Origin of the sequence: Paenibacillus sp. PastF-3 (genome assembly GCF_029893135.1) — a bacterium.
Taxonomy (GTDB): domain Bacteria; phylum Bacillota; class Bacilli; order Paenibacillales; family Paenibacillaceae; genus Paenibacillus_AQ; species Paenibacillus_AQ nitricinens.
In genome coordinates this window covers 152437-173526 of sequence record NZ_JARXWM010000005.1, presented here as the reverse complement: position 1 = coordinate 173526, position 21090 = coordinate 152437, and the positions used below count along the sequence as shown (strand labels likewise).

The 21090-nt window shown below is 48.1% G+C and carries 15 protein-coding genes and 1 pseudogene; 7 read left to right on the top strand and 9 right to left on the bottom strand.

Translation table 11 applies throughout. The features are described 5' to 3' along the window. Window positions 1–20 precede the first annotated feature (20 nt). From M2444_RS12505 to M2444_RS12490, 4 genes are read left to right on the top strand one after another with little or no spacing between them, the layout of a single operon-like run. Window positions 21–1367, top strand: a complete 1347-nt coding sequence (locus M2444_RS12505; protein ID WP_094877269.1) for an ABC transporter substrate-binding protein — start codon at window positions 21–23, stop codon at window positions 1365–1367. A 15-nt stretch (window positions 1368–1382) separates the two neighbouring features. Next, window positions 1383–2168 (top strand): HAD family hydrolase, encoded by a 786-nt coding sequence (locus tag M2444_RS12500; protein WP_280787117.1) that lies wholly within the window; start codon window positions 1383–1385, stop codon window positions 2166–2168. Further along, window positions 2168–2509, top strand: coding sequence for a DMT family transporter (locus M2444_RS12495; protein ID WP_373455835.1), 342 nt, complete (start codon window positions 2168–2170; stop codon window positions 2507–2509). The genes M2444_RS12500 and M2444_RS12495 overlap by 1 nt, the downstream gene beginning before the upstream one ends. Window positions 2510–2560: 51 nt before the next feature. Beyond that, window positions 2561–3430, top strand: a complete 870-nt coding sequence (locus tag M2444_RS12490) for a metallophosphoesterase family protein (RefSeq protein WP_280787116.1) — start codon at window positions 2561–2563, stop codon at window positions 3428–3430. A gap of 74 nt (window positions 3431–3504) precedes the next feature. Here M2444_RS12490 and M2444_RS12485 read toward each other — a convergent pair whose 3' ends face one another. The 6 genes and pseudogenes from M2444_RS12485 to M2444_RS12460 form a co-directional block, all read right to left on the bottom strand. Beyond that, window positions 3505–3954 (bottom strand): hypothetical protein, encoded by a 450-nt coding sequence (locus M2444_RS12485; protein ID WP_094877247.1) that lies wholly within the window; start codon window positions 3952–3954, stop codon window positions 3505–3507. A 34-nt stretch (window positions 3955–3988) separates the two neighbouring features. Continuing rightward, complete coding sequence (locus M2444_RS12480) at window positions 3989–4906, bottom strand: ABC transporter ATP-binding protein (protein WP_280787115.1); 918 nt, start codon at window positions 4904–4906, stop codon at window positions 3989–3991. Continuing rightward, window positions 4899–5916 (bottom strand): annotated as a pseudogene (locus M2444_RS12475) (ABC transporter ATP-binding protein). Before M2444_RS12475 ends, M2444_RS12480 begins: the two are co-directional and overlap by 8 nt. A 15-nt stretch (window positions 5917–5931) precedes the next feature. Continuing rightward, a complete protein-coding gene (locus tag M2444_RS12470; protein ID WP_094874209.1) occupies window positions 5932–6777 on the bottom strand; it encodes an ABC transporter permease in 846 nt (281 codons plus the stop codon). A gap of 4 nt (window positions 6778–6781) precedes the next feature. Continuing rightward, entirely contained in the window at window positions 6782–7732 is a 951-nt protein-coding gene (locus M2444_RS12465) for an ABC transporter permease (protein WP_094874208.1), read from the bottom strand. 69 nt (window positions 7733–7801) lie between these two features. Continuing rightward, window positions 7802–9418, bottom strand: a complete 1617-nt coding sequence (locus M2444_RS12460) for an ABC transporter substrate-binding protein (protein WP_094874207.1) — start codon at window positions 9416–9418, stop codon at window positions 7802–7804. Window positions 9419–9752: 334 nt separating this feature from the next. Between M2444_RS12460 and M2444_RS12455 the strand changes: the two genes are divergently transcribed. Continuing rightward, complete coding sequence (locus tag M2444_RS12455; protein ID WP_280787114.1) at window positions 9753–11393, top strand: glycosyltransferase family 2 protein; 1641 nt, start codon at window positions 9753–9755, stop codon at window positions 11391–11393. Between the two features lie 92 nt (window positions 11394–11485). On the opposite strand, the gene clpB is transcribed toward M2444_RS12455, so the two are convergent. The 3 genes from clpB to M2444_RS12440 all read right to left on the bottom strand — a co-directional run bounded on the left by clpB (window position 11486) and on the right by M2444_RS12440 (window position 16031). Beyond that, the gene (gene clpB / locus M2444_RS12450; protein ID WP_280787113.1) at window positions 11486–14128 is read right to left on the bottom strand and encodes an ATP-dependent chaperone ClpB; all 2643 of its coding nucleotides are present in this window, start codon (window positions 14126–14128) and stop codon (window positions 11486–11488) included. A gap of 254 nt (window positions 14129–14382) precedes the next feature. Beyond that, window positions 14383–15390 carry a DnaJ C-terminal domain-containing protein gene (locus M2444_RS12445; RefSeq protein WP_280787112.1) on the bottom strand — a complete coding sequence of 336 codons (1008 nt, stop codon included), beginning with the start codon at window positions 15388–15390 and terminating at the stop codon, window positions 14383–14385. A 173-nt stretch (window positions 15391–15563) separates the two neighbouring features. After that, window positions 15564–16031: an Hsp20/alpha crystallin family protein gene (locus tag M2444_RS12440; RefSeq protein ID WP_094874657.1), complete on the bottom strand. Its 468-nt coding sequence runs from the start codon at window positions 16029–16031 to the stop codon at window positions 15564–15566. Between the two features lie 342 nt (window positions 16032–16373). On the opposite strand from M2444_RS12440, the gene M2444_RS12435 reads away from it, so the two are divergent. After that, window positions 16374–18017, top strand: a complete 1644-nt coding sequence (locus M2444_RS12435; RefSeq protein WP_094877241.1) for an SWIM zinc finger family protein — start codon at window positions 16374–16376, stop codon at window positions 18015–18017. After that, a complete protein-coding gene (locus M2444_RS12430; RefSeq protein WP_280787111.1) occupies window positions 18014–21034 on the top strand; it encodes a DEAD/DEAH box helicase in 3021 nt (1006 codons plus the stop codon). Before M2444_RS12435 ends, M2444_RS12430 begins: the two co-directional genes overlap by 4 nt. Window positions 21035–21090: the final 56 nt, after the last annotated feature.

Sequence of the window (21090 nt, the reverse complement as noted above, 5' to 3'; positions counted from 1 at the left end):
TTTATAAGAGGAGAATGATGATGAACGTATTGAAGAGACTGTCCGCCCTATCTTTGGTTGCCGGATTTACAATGTTAACAGCTTGCGGAGGGAATACGAATACGGACAATGTTACAGCGGCGAATGGAGCTTCTTCCGCCCCCTCCACAGAGGCTTCACCCACACAAAAGGCACCGGTAACAATCGAATTCTGGTATGGTCTCGGCGGCAAGCTTGGTGAGAATATGGAGGCACTGATTCAGAAATTCAACGCCTCTCAGCAAGAGGTCATTGTCAAAGGTATCGCGCAGGCAGACTACACTGAAACCGAGCAGAAGCTGCAAGCGGCGATTGCTACAGGAAAAGTGCCCGCTGCTGCTCTCTCCTCCAATGTAGATTGGGCCCGCAAAGGATATTTCGCTCCGATAGATGAGCTTATGGCATTGCAGCCAGATTTTAATAAAGAGGATTTTGTCCAAACCTTTCTAAATCAGGGCCAAATCGATGGCAAGCAATATTTCCTGCCGATGTATGGAACGACGCAGGTTATGTACTATCGTAAAGATACTTTTGAGAAGAATGGCATTGATGCGAGCACTCTAAAGACTTGGGAAGACCTAGCTGCTGCAGCTGAGAAAATGACCGTGAAGGACGGCGGTAAAACCACCTTCTTCGGTTGGGAGCCTATGTGGGGTTCAGGGAACATGATTGATGCCGCGCTTAGCAAAGGAGGTACTATCCTTAGTGAGGATGGGAAACAGGTCATGATCGACTCCAAAGAGTGGATCGAAACCTGGGATTTGTTCCGCAAGTGGATTCACGAGGATAAGATCATGCGGATTCATTCTGGGGGCCAAGGCTGGGAGTATTGGTACAAGACAATTGACGATGTTATGAAGGGTCAATCCGCAGGTTACACCGGCTCCAGTGGCGATCAGGGCGACTTGGACTTCAGCATTGTATCAGCTATGGAGCAGCCAGGCTGGGCAGGGGTTGGCGAGGGAAAACCGGTAGCCCAAGCATTGATGGCCGGAATTTTATCCAAAGCTAGCGACAGCGAGAAGGAAGCTGCTATGAAATGGCTAACCTATTTCACGGGTGCTGAGAATACTGCCTTCTGGTCGATTAATACGGGTTATATTTCGGTACGCCAATCCGCTTTGCAAGACCCGGCGTTTGTGTCGTTCAGCGAAAGCAATCCACAGATTAAGGTTCCGTTGATGCAAGCGTCTCATGGTTCTGCACCCTTCCAAGACCCAACTGGCGGCAAAATCAACGATGCACTGAAAATCGCCGCAGATAAGGTACAAATTGAGAATATCCCTGCCGCACAAGCACTAAAGGAAGCGCAAGAAACGGCGCAAGCAGCACTTGATAAATTAAAATAAAGGGCGGTGGACCTTATGTCTGAGCTCATCACTCCACAAGGCAGATACGCTGTAGCCGCTATTCTATTCGATAAGGATGGTACGCTGCTCCAGTTCGTATCCCTCTGGGGCAGCTGGGGCGAATATTTTTTAGAGAGATTCACAGCGTATATGAAGCAAAAAGGACTAAAGATTGCCGAAGAACAGCTCCCTGCACTAATGGGAACGGTACACAATACCCAGGGGAGCATTACCGATTATGATCGCAACGGACCGCTGGCTATGGGAACTATGAGTGATCTCTATGCCATCCTGTCTTGGCAAGGTTATCTGCAAGGTTTATCTTGGGCGGAGTCCATGGAGCTTGTTCATCAGTGCCGTCTGGAAGCGGATGTTATGCTGGAAGAGAAACGCCCTGTTCACTCGCTTCCCGGACTTCATCGTTTTCTTGATGAGTGTGTGAGTGCAGGCATCCCTCTCGCTGTGGTGACCGCTGATGAAACAGATGCCGCAGAGAAACATCTTCAATGGCTCGGTATAAGGCACTATTTCTCTGAGGTCATTGGAACAGACCTCGTGGATCAGGGTAAACCTTTCCCTGACATGGTGCGACTGGCCTGCGAAAGGTTGGCTGTAGAACCTGCGCACACAGCAGTTATCGGTGATACTAATGGGGATATGCGAATGGCTAAAGTAGCGGGCGTACAGTTAGCCATAGGAATCTCTGAAAATGAAGACATTATTGCTTCGTCGCATATTCTCCCGGATGCAGATCTCATTGTGAGATCTTATGCCGAGCTTAGAATCGAGGTTACTCCCTAGTGAAAATAGAAGGAATATGGGCATGGATGTTTCTGACGCTAGCTATTGTGTTCGAGCTCTCAGGGACCATCTCGATGAAAATATCTCAAGGGTTCACGCAGCTCTGGCCTTCCGTGCTCATGTTCCTGTTCTATGGAGCCAGCTTCACCTCTCTGAATTATGCCCTTACGTCTATTAAGGTAGGCGTTGCTTATGCGATATGGTCAGGGGCGGGAATTATCCTGATATCCTTCATAGGGGCCCTCTTTTTCGATGAAAAGCTAACCCTATCCTCCCTGCTATGGATAGCCGTTATCATTACCGGGATCATAGGGCTGAACATTAGCGGCAAGACACATTAGCGAACAGCAACAATATTTCATAGGTTCATAGATCAAGGAGGATGCCTAAACATGAGTACGAACATCACACCTGAGGAAAAACCTGTTGTCACCTTTCAAATCATCACGGATACCCATGTCACCGCTGACCGAAATCATGAGTACAATCTTAACTTTGAGCTGGCACTCCGTGATATAGCAGCGCATGGAGAAGGCAGTAGCGGGATTATGCATATCGGTGATGTCACAGACCACGGATTCCCTGCGGAATACAAAGAAATGCTTCGTATTCTCCATCCGTACAAAGCTGACTTGCCCAATATTACCTTTACCTTAGGGAACCATGATGTAGCCCTTGGAAATTGGGAGTCACGCTTAGGGATGTATACTTCGCAGACTGGCATGTCTGGGCCTTATCATGATCACTGGATCAATGGTTATCACTTTATTTTTCTAGGGACAGAACAAGGCTTGCTCAAATTCTGTGATCTTTCCTCTGCACAGCTGGATTGGCTGGATCATAAGCTCGAAGAGCAATCTTCGCCTGATCAACCGATCTTTCTGTTCCTGCACCAACCACTCAAAGACACCGTAGCTGGATCGCTGGAATCACAAGATTGGTACGGCGTTACACAAGATAAGGAATTAAAAGCGGTTCTTTCAAGATACCCTCAGGCCCTGTTATTCACTGGACATACCCATTGGGAGCTGGAGGTGGACAACACTATGTTCCCTGGCCAAGGAGAAATCGCCACGATGTTTAATGCTGCTTCTGTCGCCTACCTTTGGACGAATGAAGATAAGCATAAGACAGGCAGCCAAGGCTTTTATGTGGAAGTGTATAGAGATAAAGTGCTTGTCCGGGGCAGAGATTTCAAAACAGGAACCTGGATTGAAGCTGCACAATATGAGGTAGCTTATCCAGCGGTAAACGTAATATAATTTTCAATAAAAAAACGATTGTGCACAAGGAGTCCTCCCACGCATCAATCGTTTTTTTGCTGTAGTTATTTAGCTTAGCGTCCAATCGGGGCAACCCGGTAAACCGCTATATCTTCATCTGCAGCATTCGTCTCGCCTTCGATCTGCCAACCAAAGGATAACACCGATGCCAAACGTCCCTTTTCAGCCACGGTCAAAGTCGCCTCAACCGCTTCCTTGCCCTCTTCAAGCTCCAGAACTGCCTCTTTGCCCAGAGCTACCCAAATCCAGCTGCGAATGCCACGAATCGTGTTGTATTTGATCTGGTAGCCTGTCTTCACCGCTTGCTCGAACAGCTCCGGCTGCTCCGACTGCAATGTGCTCAGCTGTTTATAATCAAACTCGTATTCACTCTCATCAACGGGCAAGTCGCCCTCCGCTACTTTACGAATAATATCCTCATTGGACCAGCCCAAGGCGCGAAGTGATTCTATTAATAAAGCATCCCACTGGGATAACTTTACTGTGTTCAAATTGTCTGACATCCTGATTCCTCCCCTACCTGTATATAGAGTCTACTTATTCCATGAAATCATAAGCAACATAATGGCCCGGACTTACTTCCTGAAGTGTAGAAGTCTCAGCCCTGCCGTACTCTTGCGAATATCCATCTAGAATAATTCTTTGATTAGCGCGTCTAGGGTCCGTCTCCAAAATCGAAGACAGCAGTGCCTTCGTATAAGGATGAATAGGATTCTCGTACAGTTCATCACTTTCAGCTACCTCTACTAGACGACCGCCATACATCACACCGATCCGGTCTGAAATATGCCGTACCATCGATAGATCATGTGCGACAAAAAGATAGGTCAGCCCGAATTCGGACTGCAAATCCTCCAGCATATTCACTACCTGAGCCTGAACAGATACGTCCAGTGCTGAAATCGGTTCATCACATACGACAAATTCCGGTTTTACAGACAAGGCTCTGGCAATCGAAATCCGCTGGCGTTGCCCGCCGCTGAATTCATGCGGGAAACGGTACAGATGTTCTCTTTTCAAACCCACCTTCTCCAGCAGTGCCGCAACAGCCTCTTTTCGTTCGTCACCTTCGTGGATGCCGTGGATCTTCATAGGCTCACTGATCAGATCAAGTACATTCAGACTTGGATTGAGTGATGAATAGGGATCTTGAAAGATCGACTGAATGCGTCTGCGAAAAGGCTTTAGCTGCTTCTCTCCAAGCTTGCTGAGCGGCTGCCCGTCAAAAGACACTTCACCATCTGTATAATCATATAATCGCAGCAAGCAGCGCCCAACTGTGGACTTTCCGCTTCCTGACTCTCCAACCAGCCCAAAGGTTTCACCTTGGCGTATCTGAAAGCTTACGCCATCTACCGCCTTAAGCACAGAGGTATCGCGTCCCCACATATCCTTGCCTTTGGAGAAATGTTTTTTCAGATTATTTACGTCCACTAGAATCTTATTCTCACTCAACCGAACCGCTCCCTTCAACACCAGCTACGGCTGGAGTCTCCTGCATACCGTCTGCTAGCCAGCACATTGAACGGTGACCGGGCGATAATTCGATAACCGGAGGACGTTCACTGCAACGGGCAAAAGCATTAGGGCAACGTTCCATAAATGGGCAGCCCGAAGGAGGATTCAACAAATCCGGAGGTACCTTCGATAGGAATCAGACGTTCCCGCGATTTGCCTTCGCGTTTTGGAATCGAACGTAGCAGACCTTTCGTGTAAGGATGCTGTGGGCGATAAAAGATATCCTCTACCGTACCTTCCTCCATCACGAGTCCACCATACATTACGATAACCCGTGTACATACCTGAGCGACCACACCCAAGTCATGGGTAATCAGCGCTACGGCTGTACTAGTATTATTTTTCAACTCTTTAAAAAGATCGAGAATTTGCGCCTGTATCGTTACATCGAGCGCAGTCGTCGGCTCATCCGCAATCAATAGCTCTGGCTTACAAGAAAGAGCCATGGCGATCATGACCCGCTGGCGCATCCCGCCGCTGAATTCATGCGGATATTGCTGTAGACGCTGTTCAGGATTATTAATCCCTACCTGACGCAGGATGCTTGCCGCCTCTTTAAACGCTTCTTGCTTATTTAAACCCCGATGCCGACGGATGACTTCCGTAAGCTGCTGGCCGATTTTTTTTACAGGATTAAGAGAGGTCATAGGGTCCTGAAACACCATTGCTATGCGGTTACCGCGCAGCTTTCTCCACTCTTTTTCCGAAAGATTAGATAAATTCTCACCACGAAATTGAATATTTCCACCGATAATTTTACCTGGAGGTGTAATTAACGACATAATCGCCTTCGCAGTTACACTCTTCCCGCTTCCGGATTCACCAACAATCCCTACGGTTTCTCCAGCATTTATATGAAAGCTAACGCCACGAACTGCTTGATTCTCTCCGTCTCGGGTTTGGAAGGAAACCTTCAAATCCTCAACAGACAATAGCCGTTCTGTCATGATGTCTTCACACTCCTATCTTCGGATCAGCTTTGGTTCAAAGCCAACCCGCAAAATATCGCCCAGAACATTAAAGCTCAATACCGTTAATAGAATCAATAACCCAGGGAATAAAGCCAGATAAGGCGCTTGAGCAATATAGCCCTGCGCGTTATTTAGCATACTGCCCCATGTAGCATTCGGCGGCTGCACCCCGAACCCAAGGAAACTTAAGGAGGACTCCATCATAATCGCCGAAGCGATGCTATTCGTCGCCCCTACAATCACAACCGGCACTAGCCCCGGAAGAATATGACGCCAGATAATTCCGAAATTGCTCTGGCCGGAGGCTTTTGCATAAAGTACATATTCCCGTTCTTTAATCGTCATCGTCTCCGCTCGAATCACACGGGAAATGTTCATCCACATTAATAGTGCAATGATGATAATGATGTTTCCTACACTTGGCTTCAGAAATACGCTGAGCAGCAGCAGAACCAGGAAAGACGGAATGGACATTACTACATCAAGCATCCGCATCAATAGATTATCAATCCACCCGCCAAAATATCCACTGATTACCCCCACCGTCACACCAATGCCAGTAGCAATGATCATTGAAGCAAAACCAACTAATAGAGATACCCGGCCACCATACAATGCGCGGGCAAAATAATCCCGGCCATAGTCATCCGTCCCGAACCAGTGATCGGCTCCCGGTGCTTTCAGACGTGCCAGAACATCCATTGCATTCGGATCATGTCCAGATAAAAAAGCGAATATAGAGCCTAGTGTGAAGATGATTAAAGTAATGAGGGCAAGGGCGCCTAATTTGTTCGTAAATAGCTCATCTCCAACACTTTTCCATTTACTGCGATTCATGAGGTCACCTCGTTAATTTAATTCGTGGGTCCACGAAGCTATATAGAATATCTGCGACCAAGTTGCCGATGATCAGCATTAAAGAAGAGAACAGCGTAATCCCCATAATTACCGGGTAATCCATCCCTTTAACCGCAGTCATCCCCAAGGACCCAATTCCCGGCCAAGAAAATACGGTCTCCGTCACGATTGCACCCGCTACTAGATCGCCCATAGACATCCCGAGCAATGTAATCACCGGAAGCAGCACATGCTTCATTACATGACGGAACAAGATGGTGGTTTTGTTCGATCCAAAGGCATACTGAATTTGTACATATTCCTCTTTAAGCTGTCCAATCGTACTGGAACGGATATATCGTACATAGCTAGCCAAGAATCCAAAGGCAAGGACCGTACAAGGCAAAATCCCATGCTTTAACACATCAACCGCCGATTCTACACCAATCGTACGCATCCCCATAATGGGCAGCAAGTGCAGCTTAATTGCGAATAAATACATCAATAAAATCGCGAGCCAGAACAAAGGCACAGAAATTCCGATATAGGAAATAAAATTAATCAGCTTATCCACCCAACGATTCCGATTTGCTCCAGCAAGCAGTCCCATCGGGATCGCCAGCAAGACAGCAAGCGCAATTGCCGAACCCATCAAACCTGCTGTTGCAGGCAGACGTTCTAGAATTTGATCTAATACGGGCTGATGATTCACAAGGGAATAACCGAAATTCCCCTGCAGTACTTCTTTGATCCATATAAAATATTGAATGTAGGCTGGCTTATCCAGCCCAAGGTTATGCCGGATGCGTTCAATATCATCCGCGTGCATATTCGGCGTAACGAAGGATAATACCGGATCCCCCGGAGCCAGCTTAATCATCGCAAAGCACACAACCGAAACAAAAAACAACATCGGCAGGGTTTGCAGTAATCTTCGGACGATAAGTTGTCTCATACGTTTATTCTCCCAGTTCTATATCGGTAAAAAAGTAAGCTGGATAACCCAGCTTACTTTTTCCCGTTTTTATTTAAGGTAGATTTTCGATAAATCTTCAAAAATAACGACAGGCTTCAAGACTGCTTCTTCAAGACCGCCGTAGTTCTTGGAGACAGCTACAATAGTCTTAGTATTAGCGATTGGATAAATCGGTGCATCGTCTGCAATGATTTCTTGGATCTTCTTATAGATCTCACCACGTTTAGTCACATCTGCTTCTCCTGCACCTTCATTGAACAACTTATCAACCTCAGCATTATTATAATGCGAGTAGTTGGAATCAGCAGTAGAAGTATACAAAATTCTGTAAGCGTCAGGATCGTAACCCATAATATAACCTGCAATTGCAAGTTCAAAATCTGTTGAATTCATATCACTGAACTTCTGACCATATGCCGAGGCATCCATATTTTGCAGTTCAACTTCAGCGCCAATGGCCTTTAGCTTTTGCTGCACGTATAGTGAAATGGCTTCCTGAGCTTTATTTCCGCTCGATACAATCAATCTCAATTTCAGATCGCTAACTCCAGCTGACTTCAGAAGCTCCTTCGCTTTTTCCACATCATTATCGAAAGAAGGTACGTCATTAGTATAGAACAATGCATCCGGAGTCAAGAATGACTTCGCCGGGTCAGCATATTCGCTAGAGGTATAAGCAGCCTGAATGATTTCATCACGGTTTAGTGCTAGAGACAAGGCTTGACGAACTTCTTTTTTCGCAAGAGCGCCTCTATCGCTGTTCGCATTAAACAACAGGTAGGACAATCGGCCTTCACTATAAGGAAGGATCTCGAAATTGTTCGAAGCTTCAATCGTTCCAACATCCTGCGGATCTAGATATTTAATGTTGATCTCACCACTCTGAAGTGCGAGATTCGCAGCATTCGTATCTTTAGCAATCCGGTACGTTACAGAATCAAGATGTGGCTTGCCGCCGAAGTAGTTATCAAATCTCTCGAGTGTAACATATTCGCCCGCTTTATATTCTTTAAATTTAAATGGTCCAGATCCAACAGGATTAGCATTCTTGGTGCTTTTCTCTAGATCCGTCTCATTCTCAAAGATATGCTTTGGAATCGGAAATACTTGCACTAGTGTAGCTTCAAAAGCTGGGCTGACCTGCGGAAGCTTGAACTCTACAGTCAGATCATCCACCTTAACTGCCTTAACGGGTTTATCACCGATGAATAAGTTTGCTCTCAACATGCTGTTTTGCTTCTCATCGAGGATGCTATCAATCGTGAACACGACATCGTCAGCAGTAAGCTTTTCTCCGTCATGCCATGTAAGACCATCTTTAAGCTTCAAAGTATAAGTCAGGTTATCTTCTGACAGTGTCAGGCTGTCTGCCAAGTAGAAGGTCTTCTTACCATCATTTACTTGGAACAGTGGAGCATAGAGCGCTTGGTCAATTGTAAGGCTGACACGGTCACCCGCATAGTTCGGATTTAGAATAACAGGATCAGCAGCGACTCCAATAATCAAGTTACCGCCATCTTTAGGTTCAGTGCTTGCCGTCGTTCCTTCAGTAGCCGTAGGCGTCTGATTTGTATTTGTGGAAGCAGCGTTATTCCCTCCGGAGCACGCGCTAATCAAAAATGTTAACAAAACCAAAGTAATAACTCCAGATAATCCTTTACGCATAAGTTTCTCCCCCGTATTCTATGTTCTGTGTGGCTTGTGTTTTTTATATTGTATATCGGAATACTAGGAATTACAATGGATAGCATTTCACATTAATGTAATATTGAGGGAATCGTTCAGTGATTTATCCATAGCGCTCATCCTTTGCTGTTCATTTGGTCATCTGTATCTAATTATTCGGTTATTGTACAGCAGATCGTTACGAATTAATATATCTAACACTCATTTACTTTACAGAACTTTGAAAAATAAGGATTATTGCCGCTCTCCTGTAAATATATTGAGAACATAAGGATCATCCAAGGAAAGAGGGGCGTTCCCCAAGGAGGTGGCAATGACGGAAAACAAGATTCGCGTATTGATCGGCAGTCCAATTCACCAGAAGCCTACGGTTTTAAAAGAATTCCTGATTTCCCTGCTTCGTCTGAACGTGGCCAATATCGAGCTGGATTTCCATCTAATTGATGATAATGATGATCAGGAATCTAGTCGGCTGCTCCAGGAATTCAAAAGTATGGGTGATCATATTTATCTTCAGAGCTCCGGCTTTCACGATGCGTATATTCGCAATGATACTACCCACTTCTGGAATACCGATTTAGTCTGGAAAGTAGCCAATTTTAAGAATCTCATGATCAACCGCGCCCAAACCTTGAACTATGATTATTTATTCCTTATTGACTCTGATCTCATTCTCCATCCTGATACCCTCAGACATCTAATAGGTACGAACAAGGATATTATTTCAGAGGTGTTCTGGACGCAGTGGCAGCCAGAGACTATGTTTCAGCCGCAGGTATGGATGCACGACGAATACAATCAATGGGAGCTACTGCCCGGTGAAAAACTGCAACCAGAGGAGATTAATCGCAGATTTCATGAATTCATAGCAAAGATGCGGATTCCAGGAATCTATGAGGTAGGCGGACTCGGGGCTTGTACATTGATTAGTCAGCATGCGATAAAAGCCGGCGTTAGCTATAATCAAATTCGCAACATTTCATACTGGGGGGAAGACCGTCATTTCTGCATTCGTGCCGCAGCCCTTGGCATCCCCTTGTTCGTCGATACCCATTATCCGGCGCTACACTTGTATAGAGACAGTGATTTGAGTAAAGTTGAGGCTTTCATCAAAGAAACTACGGAGCCCAAAGCTGAAGCCACTGATACTGGGAACAATTCATCTACGGACGAAGTACCTGAATCAGTAATGCAGACACCCGCCACAGACAATCCAAACAACGAAAGCTCCAAAGAGACAATCCCCCCAGCCAGAAAGCGGCCCAAGCTAACCCTGACCATGGTTGTGAAAAATGAAAGTGGACGTTTTCTGCGACAGGTTCTGGAGGAGCATCGCAAATACATCGACGAGGCCGTCATTATCGATGATGGCAGCACCGATAATTCAGCAGCGATCTGCCTGGAGGTACTTGAAGGCATCCCCGTTCATCTGGTGCACAATACCATATCCAAATTCAGCAATGAAATCGAGCTGCGAAAGCAGCAATGGGAAGAGGTTCTGAAGACGAAGCCCGAGTGGATTCTAAGTCTGGATGCAGACGAAATCTTTGAAGCAAGCTTCGCGGCAAATATCGAACCCTTGCTGTACGCTGACGAGGTCGATCTATTCTGTTTCCGTCTCTACGATTTATGGAACGCCACTCATTACAGAGAAGATATTTACTGGCGCTCTCATATGAACTATCGTCCTTTTCTGCTTCGTTATAAAGAAGACTTCAACTATGTATGGAACGAATCTCCACAGCACTGTGGGCGATTCCCGGAGAATGTCTTCGAGCTTCCCCACCAGCTAAGCAACTTGCGACTCAAGCATCTCGGTTGGTCGAAGGCAGAGTTCCGCTTAGAAAAATATCTGCGTTACATGCTCCTTGATCCCGATGGCCAATACGGCTGGAAGGAGCAATACCTGACCATTCTGGATGAACACCCTCATTTAATACCTTGGGTGGAGTGAGTGTAATCATAAAAATGACGTCCACAAAACCTTAATGGCTTTGTGGACGTCTTTTATTTTCACATAGTACAATCCGTTTTGCTAACTTCCTCTTATTCAGTACGCTGTGGTTCATCGACATCTGGTTTGATTATGCTCACCGTCAGCTCGCCGCCGGATTCGTCTACTTGAATCACTGTACCTTCTGCGGCTTCACCAGCAATGATCGCACGTGCCACACGGGTCTCCAGACTACGCTGGATGAAGCGTTTCAGCGGTCTCGCCCCATACACTGGATCAAAACCTTCCTTAGCGATAAAACGTACCGCCGGCTCAGTTAACTCAAGACCAATCTCCCGTTCAGCAAGGCGCAAACGTAATCCATCTACCAGTTTGTCCACGATTTTCTCGATCTCGCCCAGGGTCAACGGCTTGAACATCACAATATCGTCAACTCGGTTCAGAAACTCCGGACGGAATTGACCACTCAGTTCCTTCATCACTCTGTCCTTAGCAGCCTCCGTAAGCTGACCCTTCTCATCGGTGCCTTGAATCAGATGTGGTGAACCGATATTTGAGGTCATGATAATGATCGTGTTCTTGAAGTCGACCATCCGGCCCTGTGAATCGGTCAGCCGTCCATCATCAAGCAGCTGCAGTAGAATATTAAATACATCGGGGTGCGCCTTCTCCACTTCATCGAGCAGAACAACCGTATAAGGCTGACGCCGCACAGCTTCTGTGAGCTGACCACCTTCCTCATATCCAACATATCCCGGAGGGGCACCGATCAAGCGAGAAACACTATGCTTCTCCATGTACTCCGACATATCGATACGAATCATGCCATCTTCGCGATCAAAGAGAGAGACCGCGAGCGATTTAGCCAGCTCCGTCTTCCCTACCCCAGTCGGACCAAGGAACAGGAAGGAACCGATCGGCCGATTCGGATCTTTGATCCCGGCTCTTGCACGAAGCACCGCATCGGCCACCAAGCTGACCGCTTCATCTTGGCCCACAACCCGTTCATGCAGCGTTTCTTCCAGACGCAGCAGCTTATCCCGTTCGCCTTCGACCAGTCGGCTAACTGGAACGCCCGTCCAACGCGATACAATATCTGCGATTTCCTCCTCGGTTACAGCTTCACGCAATAATCTAGTATCCTGATCCTGCTGTGCAGCTTCTTCCGCCGCTTTCAATTGTCGCTCCAGATCAGGAATGATGCCATAGCTGAGTTCCGCCGATTTATTAAGATCGTATTCCTCCTGAGCATCGACCAGATCCTTGCGGGCTTGCTCCAGCCGTTTTTTGAGGTCGCGGATGCCTTGAATCGCTGACTTTTCCTTCTCCCAGCGCGCCGTCATCCCAAGCTGCTTCTCCTTCAAATCGGCGAGTTCACGTTGTAAGATTTCCAGACGGCGTTTGCTAGCATCATCCGTTTCTTTTTTGAGCGCTGCTTCTTCAATCTCCATCTGCATCAGACGGCGGGTCACTTCATCCATCTCACCTGGCATGGAGTCAATCTCCGTCCGGATCATGGCGCAGGCTTCATCCACTAAGTCGATCGCTTTGTCCGGCAAAAAACGATCCGTAATGTAGCGGTTAGACAGAACGCCAGCAGCGACAAGGGCGCTGTCATGGATTTTGACCCCGTGATGGACTTCGAAACGTTCCTTTAACCCACGCAGAATCGAGATCGTATCCTCAACATCCGGTTCGCTGACCAGCACCTGTTGGAAACGGCGTTCCAGCGCAGGGTCCTTCTCTATATACTTGCGGTATTCATCAAGCGTTGTGGCACCGATACAGTGCAGTTCACCCCGGGCCAGCATCGGCTTCAGCATATTGCCCGCGTCCATCGAGCCTTCGGTTTTACCTGCGCCTACAATCGTGTGCAGCTCATCAATAAACAGAATAATACGGCCGTTACTTTCACGAACTTCCCTCAGTACCGCCTGCAGACGTTCTTCAAATTCACCACGGAACTTCGCGCCTGCTACAAGGGAACTCATATCCAGTGAGAAAATCGTCTTATCCTTCAGTCCCTCTGGCACGTCCTTGCGTACAATCCGGTGAGCCAAGCCTTCTACAATCGCAGTTTTCCCTACACCTGGCTCACCGATGAGGACAGGGTTATTCTTCGTTTTACGGGACAGAATACGGATCACACGGCGTATCTCTGCGTCTCGTCCGATAACGGGATCGATCTTGCCCGCGCGAACCTCTGCTACAAGATCACGCCCGTATTTCTCAAGTACCTCATAAGTAGCCTCCGGCTCCCGACTCGTCACACGCTGATGCCCACGAATCTCAGCAAGGATAGACATCAGCTTCTCGCGTGTTAATCCACGACTGACAAAAAGATCACGCAACTCTCGATTCTCCCTGCTCGAATCCGACACCATGGCCAGCACTGCATGCTCTACCGAAACAAACTCATCTTGCATTTTCGCTGCTTCTTTCTCCGCCTGTTCCAGCAGATGAATCAGCGATTGCGAGGCATAACGCCGTACCGTGCTTGCCCCTGATCCGCTTATGCTTGGCTTACGCTGAAGCAGTTCATCCGTGCTTCGCAGCATCTCAGCTACGGGTACATTCATCTTTTGCAGCAGTCTAGGCAGTAAGCCTTCTTGCTGCTGGAGTAACGCTTTTAACAGATGGAGATTATCGATCTCCTGATGACCGCTGTCTGAAGCAAGCGACTGCGCCGCAGCCACTGCTTCCTGCAGCTTTTGAGTAAGTTTATTGAAATCCATAGCTCTCTCACCTTTCTATTTAAGAATGATATATGGGATCGGCCGTTTGGACCGGGATCGGTTTGATTAGCGGGATTAATCCCGTACATTTGGGCGAATCGGCCGCATTTAGCGCAATCCGTGGCATTTTTGCTCTTCTTTTCGCTCACCGAGCCGAAATCCACGCGATCCAAGGTATTTTTACCTTTGTTTTACCCGACGTGCCTTCACTACTCGTTTCAGCATAAGTCTCTTCTACCTCTCTACCTACCTAATTAATTACCCACTTTAGCCTTCTCACGCTGCGCGCTAGCGCTTTGACGTTTAGCTCTGGCCTCGAAAAGGCTCGATTCGGCTAGTTTACGGTACAAGTTCTTCTCCGCTTCGCTGATTGGCTCAGGGACAACAATCTCAATTCCAAATAAAATATCACCGTTCGTACCATTTTCTCGCTTCAAACCTTTACCCGGGATGCGCAGCGTTTTACCACTTTGAATTCCTGCAGGAATCTTCAATTTCACGGCACCACCACCCGGTAATGGAACCTTCACCTCTCCACCTAATACCGCGTGCCATGGAGCAACTTCAACCGTGCCGTATAAGTCGCCAGCTCGAAGCTCGTATATATCATGAGAAAGAATATGAAGTGCCAGCAGTATATCGCCACCGGAAGCTATGCCATTCTGAGTGTTACCTGCGATTTTTAAAATTGTGCCTTCACTAGATCCCGCCGGAACTTGAACGTCCACAGTTTTATCACCGATCTGCACTCTTACAGTTGCTCCCTTATAGGCCTGCTCCAACGTAATATCCAGCTGCGCCTGCGCCCTACTGCGCGCCTCACCCCATGGATTGCCGTTCGAACGCCCACTACCACTACTAGAAAAGAAATCAAAGCCAGCGCGATCCGCCGATCCCCGATTCCCAAAAAACATTCCGAACAAATCTTCCTCCGAAATACCAGAACCTCCTGCAGAATAAGTTCCGCCGCCCCAGCTTCCACCAAAGTTTGAATCCCACGAAGAGGCTCCGCTCGACGCACCTCCACCACCTCTGCCACGCTGAGCCCCATAAAGCAGCTCCTCATCGTAAAGCTTGCGTTTCTCCTCATTGCTCAGCACTTCATAGGCTTCAGCTGCTTCTTTGAATTTCGCCTCTGCCTCAGGGGCTTTGTTCACATCGGGATGCCACTTCTTGGCCAGCTTTTGATAAGCCTTTTTAATTTCCTGTTTAGTTGCTGTTTTGCTCACGCCCAAAGCATCATAATAGCTGTTGTTAGCCACTCGGATTCCTCCTTTCAACGCTTATTAAATACAACTCATCGTATGTTTCCGAGAAAAGACGCACCATAGCCGGAATCCTCCACTACAATGCGCCTTCTATGCATAACACTATATTAAAGCTCGCTGCCTATCTCTAAGATGCTGAACGGAAACTAATTCCGTCTAAATTATGCTTATTCAGACTGCGAAGCGCTAGAATCTCCATCTTGAATCTCAATGCGTTTCCCTTGCGGTTTTTGCTGTTTTGGAACCTCCAGCTTCAGTAATCCGTCTTTTAAAGACGCGCGAATCTCTTCCACTGCAATATCCTGAACATAGAATCTGCGAAGATATTCACCATATCGACGTTCTCTACGTACAATTTGATGCTCCTTGTTCTCCTCCGCATTCTCTTCCTTCCGCACCGCTTTAATCGTCAAGTAAGGACTGGCATAATCAATGTCGATTTCTTCTTTTTTAAAGCCAGGAAGTTCAGCTTCAATCAGGTAAGCCTGCTCACTCTCGCGAATATCCGTTCTGAAGGACATCGTGGAGCTCTTGATCGGCGCAAAAAAATCATCATTAAAAACATCATTTAAAGACTTAGCCAACATACCAAAAGCATCCTCTCTACGTTTACCAAAAGGAACCAAATCAAACATTATCCATTCTCCTCTCATTGACTTTGACTTTATTTGACCTATGACCTTATTATAGTCCCCTATCAGAGGAATAACAAAACCGATTTAAGGCGATTATTGCTCAAATTCAGGTAAATTAGCTGATTTAAGACGACTAAATCAGTTCTTTTTATTTATTTGACCAATTTTGACCTTTGTTTGATCTATACTTCACAATACAGCACGATTAGTATATGTTTAGGCCCCACATTCCATACAAGCCCGCAATTTCGCATTCATTACAACCCCAAAACATCCTACTCAAAAAGAAATGATATAATGAAAGTCAAATAACGACCATTTTTCTTACAGGAGACCAATTGTATGCAACCAACTTATACTATGGATGATACGCAGTGGACTAAACTCATCCAGAATGTCGCCTATTATTTCGATGACCTCACCCTCAAACGAGGGTTCCAATATTATAAGCAAAGCCGTATTCGTTCGTTCACTATGATGGAGCCATCTAAGATCAGCGCCCTTGTTGAGGGTAGAGAGGATTACCGCGTTACGATTGATCTGGACAGCTTCACTCGATGTCATTGTAACTGCCCTGTTTCAGGTCATTGTAAGCATATGGCAGCTGTGCTGCTCCATTATGCTGAACAACAGAATAGGTCTGTACAAGTTCTAGCTAACGCCAAGGCCGCAGCTTTTCTTCCAAAAACATCAAGTAGTTCACCTGCCGGAGCCGATGGAAAGCACCAGCAGCAGCTAAAAGAACATGCCAGCCGGATCGCTGACGGAGGCATCACGGAGTGGCGCGAGTATTTTGCATCCTGCATCACGCCTCTGGCACATACCACTCGGAATCCTGAATATGTGGATCGAGCATTATCCTCCATTACTAAATTTAAGCCGAAGTTATCACCGGAAAAGGACAAGCTATTTACTCTGCATGCCCATCTTTTTCTTCTAGAAAAGCTGGCTAAGCCTTCCGCTAATCTACCCGGTCAGGTCGCCTTCACTTCATCACTCGGGTATTACACGCAAGTAGCGGTATCAGAGCTACAGGAAGCAATTACACGTCTGTTAAAAAGCACACTCCCGCTGTCTTCCGAGCAGGAGCAGGAATATGATCTGTGGCCGCATATTGTCGAGACCCTCACCTACTTGCGGCGCGAGATGTTGACGGAGTCGCGCGATCGCTTGCGGGATCAGCCCTCTTTTTCACTATGCTATGACCTGCTGTGGAGAAACTGGATTTATCCGAATACAGGTGGAACTAAGCTTTACCTTGATGAAATCAAACAGCTTCAGCAGGCAGAGAGTGAGTTAGGAGCTTCCCTGTCACGCCATGCTTGGCTGTTAGCCCAGAGCCGCATGTATTTTTATCTGAAGGATGACCCGAAGGCTTGGGAATTATTGAATACGGCTGCCGAGCGCCCAGGTCTCCATCCTGATGAGCTGATGAGCTTCACCTCCCCGCTTCTGGATGCAGGTGAATGGTCACGATTGGTGGGCTGGCTTGTTCAGACCGGTCCACTGCTGAGCAGCAGACTCTATAATCTGAATACCTATTCGAACAGATGGGAAGAGGCCGTTCGCCATCTTCCTGAAGCTGAGCCTCAGATGTGGAATACATTAGCCGCCATGTTACCTATCTCTGGAGAAGTATACGAAGAGAAGTTAATTACCTATGAAAAATGGCAGACATGGATGGATTATCAACTGTCCATCGGTAAGCTGCCTTCCGAATTTCGTGTTACAGACCTCCAGCCTATGGAGAAAAACGCACCCGGAGTTCTGCTTCCCTTCTACCACCAGGCCGTCGAAAGATTTGTGCTGGATAAGAATAGACATAGCTACAAAGCGGCTGTGAAACTATTGAAGCGATTATCCAAGCTGTATAAAAAAATGAAACAAGAAGAACGGTGGGAAGAGTTCCTCATTGCCTTCACCACAAAGCACAGCAGACTCCGTGCGTTGCAAGAGGAGCTTCGGAAAGGAAAGCTAATACCATGAACATGCATTTGCGCACGCTGACCATCCGGCTTGCATTAAGCCAGTATGGCGATGCTTTAATATATGGAATGAATGAAAGAGAAGATCTCGTGCCCGGCTTGCAGCTTAAGCAGCGGTTATTCGCCTGGCATGAGGCATCTTTTTATGGTACGGAGTTAACGGTTCAACCAACTGGCGAAGGTATGGAGCTAGTGATTCTACCTGCGGAGCAGGTCCTCCCTTTCTTTGCAGAGCAGAAGCTGCTGGCGCATATCGAATGGAACTGGGAGGGCGATGCCGCCCATCTCACTGAACTGGCGCCACTTCTGGCTATATGTCTGGAGAATAAACAGTATATTCCCGATATCTCCGCTTATCGCGCCGGGAGGTTGCAATGGACCTGGGATGAGGACGCTTTTGCGCAGGTGGCAGCGGAGAATGACACTGCCAAAGGGGCCCTTGAGGCGCTAAATGACGGCAGCGAGTTTAGCCGCGGATTACGCGCGGCGTTCTCCGCCGCCGTATCGCAGAGGTTTTACAGCACGGAGGCCGAGGCAGGCGACCTCCGGAGCGAATTCCCGCTTCTATTCGATAGAAGCGGGGCCCTTGCAGCGGGCATGGATACCGCTGCATGGCTTATCGCCATTGGCTGGAAGGCGGATACCGCGCCTTTCCGGCCTGCACTTCAGCTGCTGGAGCCGGAAGGGGATGAATCCCCTTGGCGGCTGCAGCTGATCCTTCAGGACAAGCGCGATGAATCCGCGCTTGTTCCCATCAGGCTCGCCGATGATGGCGAGCCGCACGGCTTGTGGCCGACAGCATGGTCGGCCCACGTGCATGAACGCGCCGCGGGATGGCTGGAGCGCCTCCGCGGCAGTCTGCCGCCCGAGCGCTTCGCGGCGGGCGGCGACGTGCTGGCTGAACCGCTCAGCGATGCCATCGCTTGGCGGTTCTTAACCGCCGAGAGCCAGCGGCTGCTGGAAGCAGGCTGGCAAGTGCTGCTGCCGGCGTGGTGGGAAGCCGCCAGCCGGAAAAAACCGCGCCTGCGCGCCAAGATCAGCTCCGGCGAGGACAAACGCAGCGGCGGCGAGTCGCTCTTCGGTCTGGATTCGATCATCGATTTCGATTGGCGAATCTCCATCGGCGACGTCGACCTCACCGAAGCTGAATTTGCCGAGCTAGTCGCAAGAGGAGAACGGCTCGTCCGCTTCAAGGGCAAATGGGTCTCGCTCGATCCCGCACTGCTGGCGCAAATTCAAAGAGCCATGGCAGGTATGGACAAGTCGCAAGGCTTGTCTTTCCAAGACGTGCTTCAGCTTCATTTGCTACAAGCGAGTGAGGATGCAGATGCTGAGGCTACAGAAGAGCAGCTTCAAGAGGATGCGGCGCGCCTGCGGCTCGAGGTAGAACTAAACGAGCATTTAATCAGCCTCATTGGTCAGCTCGGCCAGCGCTCACAGTGGCCGAAGCCCCCAGTACCCGCAGGACTCCAGGCAGAGCTACGCACCTATCAGCATGAGGGATATGCTTGGCTGACTTTCCTGCGTCAATTTGGTTTGGGGGCTTGTCTAGCCGATGATATGGGGCTTGGTAAAACCGTCCAACTCATCGCATATTTACTTCATATCAAAGAAAATACCGATCCTAGCTCATCCCGCCGCCAGACCGACCCACCGGGTTGGCCTGCTCTGATCATCTGCCCTACCTCCGTGTTGGGCAACTGGCAGAAGGAATTGCAGCGCTTCGCGCCTTCTTTGAATGTGATGCTGCACTACGGAAGCCGCCGTTTGGACGCAGGCTTCTTCTATGGCGCTGCTTCGCAAGCTGACGTGGTACTCACCTCTTATGCGACTGCAGCGCTTGATCAGGAGTTGCTGAAGGAATTCACTTGGGCGGCAATTTGCCTGGACGAAGCACAGAATATCAAGAATGCTCAAACGAAGCAGTCGGTAGCTGTACGTAGCTTCCCGGCTTTACACCGGATTGCGCTGACAGGAACACCTATAGAGAACAGATTATCTGAGCTGTGGTCCATTTATGATTTTATAACCCCAGGTTATCTGGGTAGTGCCAAAGCCTTTAACGATCGATTCAGTAATGCCATTGAGAAGGAACGTGACGAGAAACGTACAGCGGACCTACAAAATCTCGTGAAGCCGTTCATGCTACGCCGTAAGAAGAAGGATCCTAACATCCAACTCGATCTTCCAGATAAAAATGAGATGAAGACCTACGTTCATCTCACAGCTGAACAAGCTGCGCTCTATGACCAGACCGTAAACGGACTGCTCGAACGTATGCAGAAGTTGGAAGGTATTGAGCGTAAGGGCGCCATTCTTGGGGCTTTGACCGGACTTAAGCAGCTATGTGATCACCCGATGCTTCTGACCAAGGAGGCCCTCCCTGAAACCGATTCGGACAATAAACTGGATACCAGTCCACTCATTAACCGTTCCTCTAAACTTGAAAGACTGCTGGATATGGTGAAGGAACTTCGTGCAGAGGATGAGCGCTGTCTCATTTTTACGCAATATGTCGGGATGGGAAAAATGCTTCAGGCTGTTCTACAGCAGGAGCTGGGAGAGCCCGTCCTTTATTTGAACGGCAGTACCTCCAAACAGGCGCGTGACCGAATGATTGAGCGATTCCAGACGCCTATACCTTCTGTGGACGAAGGATCCAGTCGTCCAGATGCACCACCGACTGATCAGCCGAATGTGTTCATCCTTTCACTTAAAGCTGGAGGTGTCGGTCTGAATCTAACCGCAGCCAACCACGTATTCCACTTCGATCGCTGGTGGAATCCGGCCGTTGAGAACCAGGCGACGGACCGCGCCTATCGGATGGGCCAGACGCGCGATGTACAGGTGCATAAATTCATCGCCCTCGGGACGCTCGAAGAAAAAATTGATGAGATGCTGGAGAGTAAGCAGCAGCTAAGCGATAATGTCATCTCCAGCTCCGAAGGCTGGATTACCGAGCTGTCTACTGAGGCTTTGACAGACCTATTTACATTGCGGCGAGGCTTAACAGACTAATCCTGCCGCTTTCAGATACTCAAGAAGATGCTGGATAGTGTAGCGAAAGATTTGTT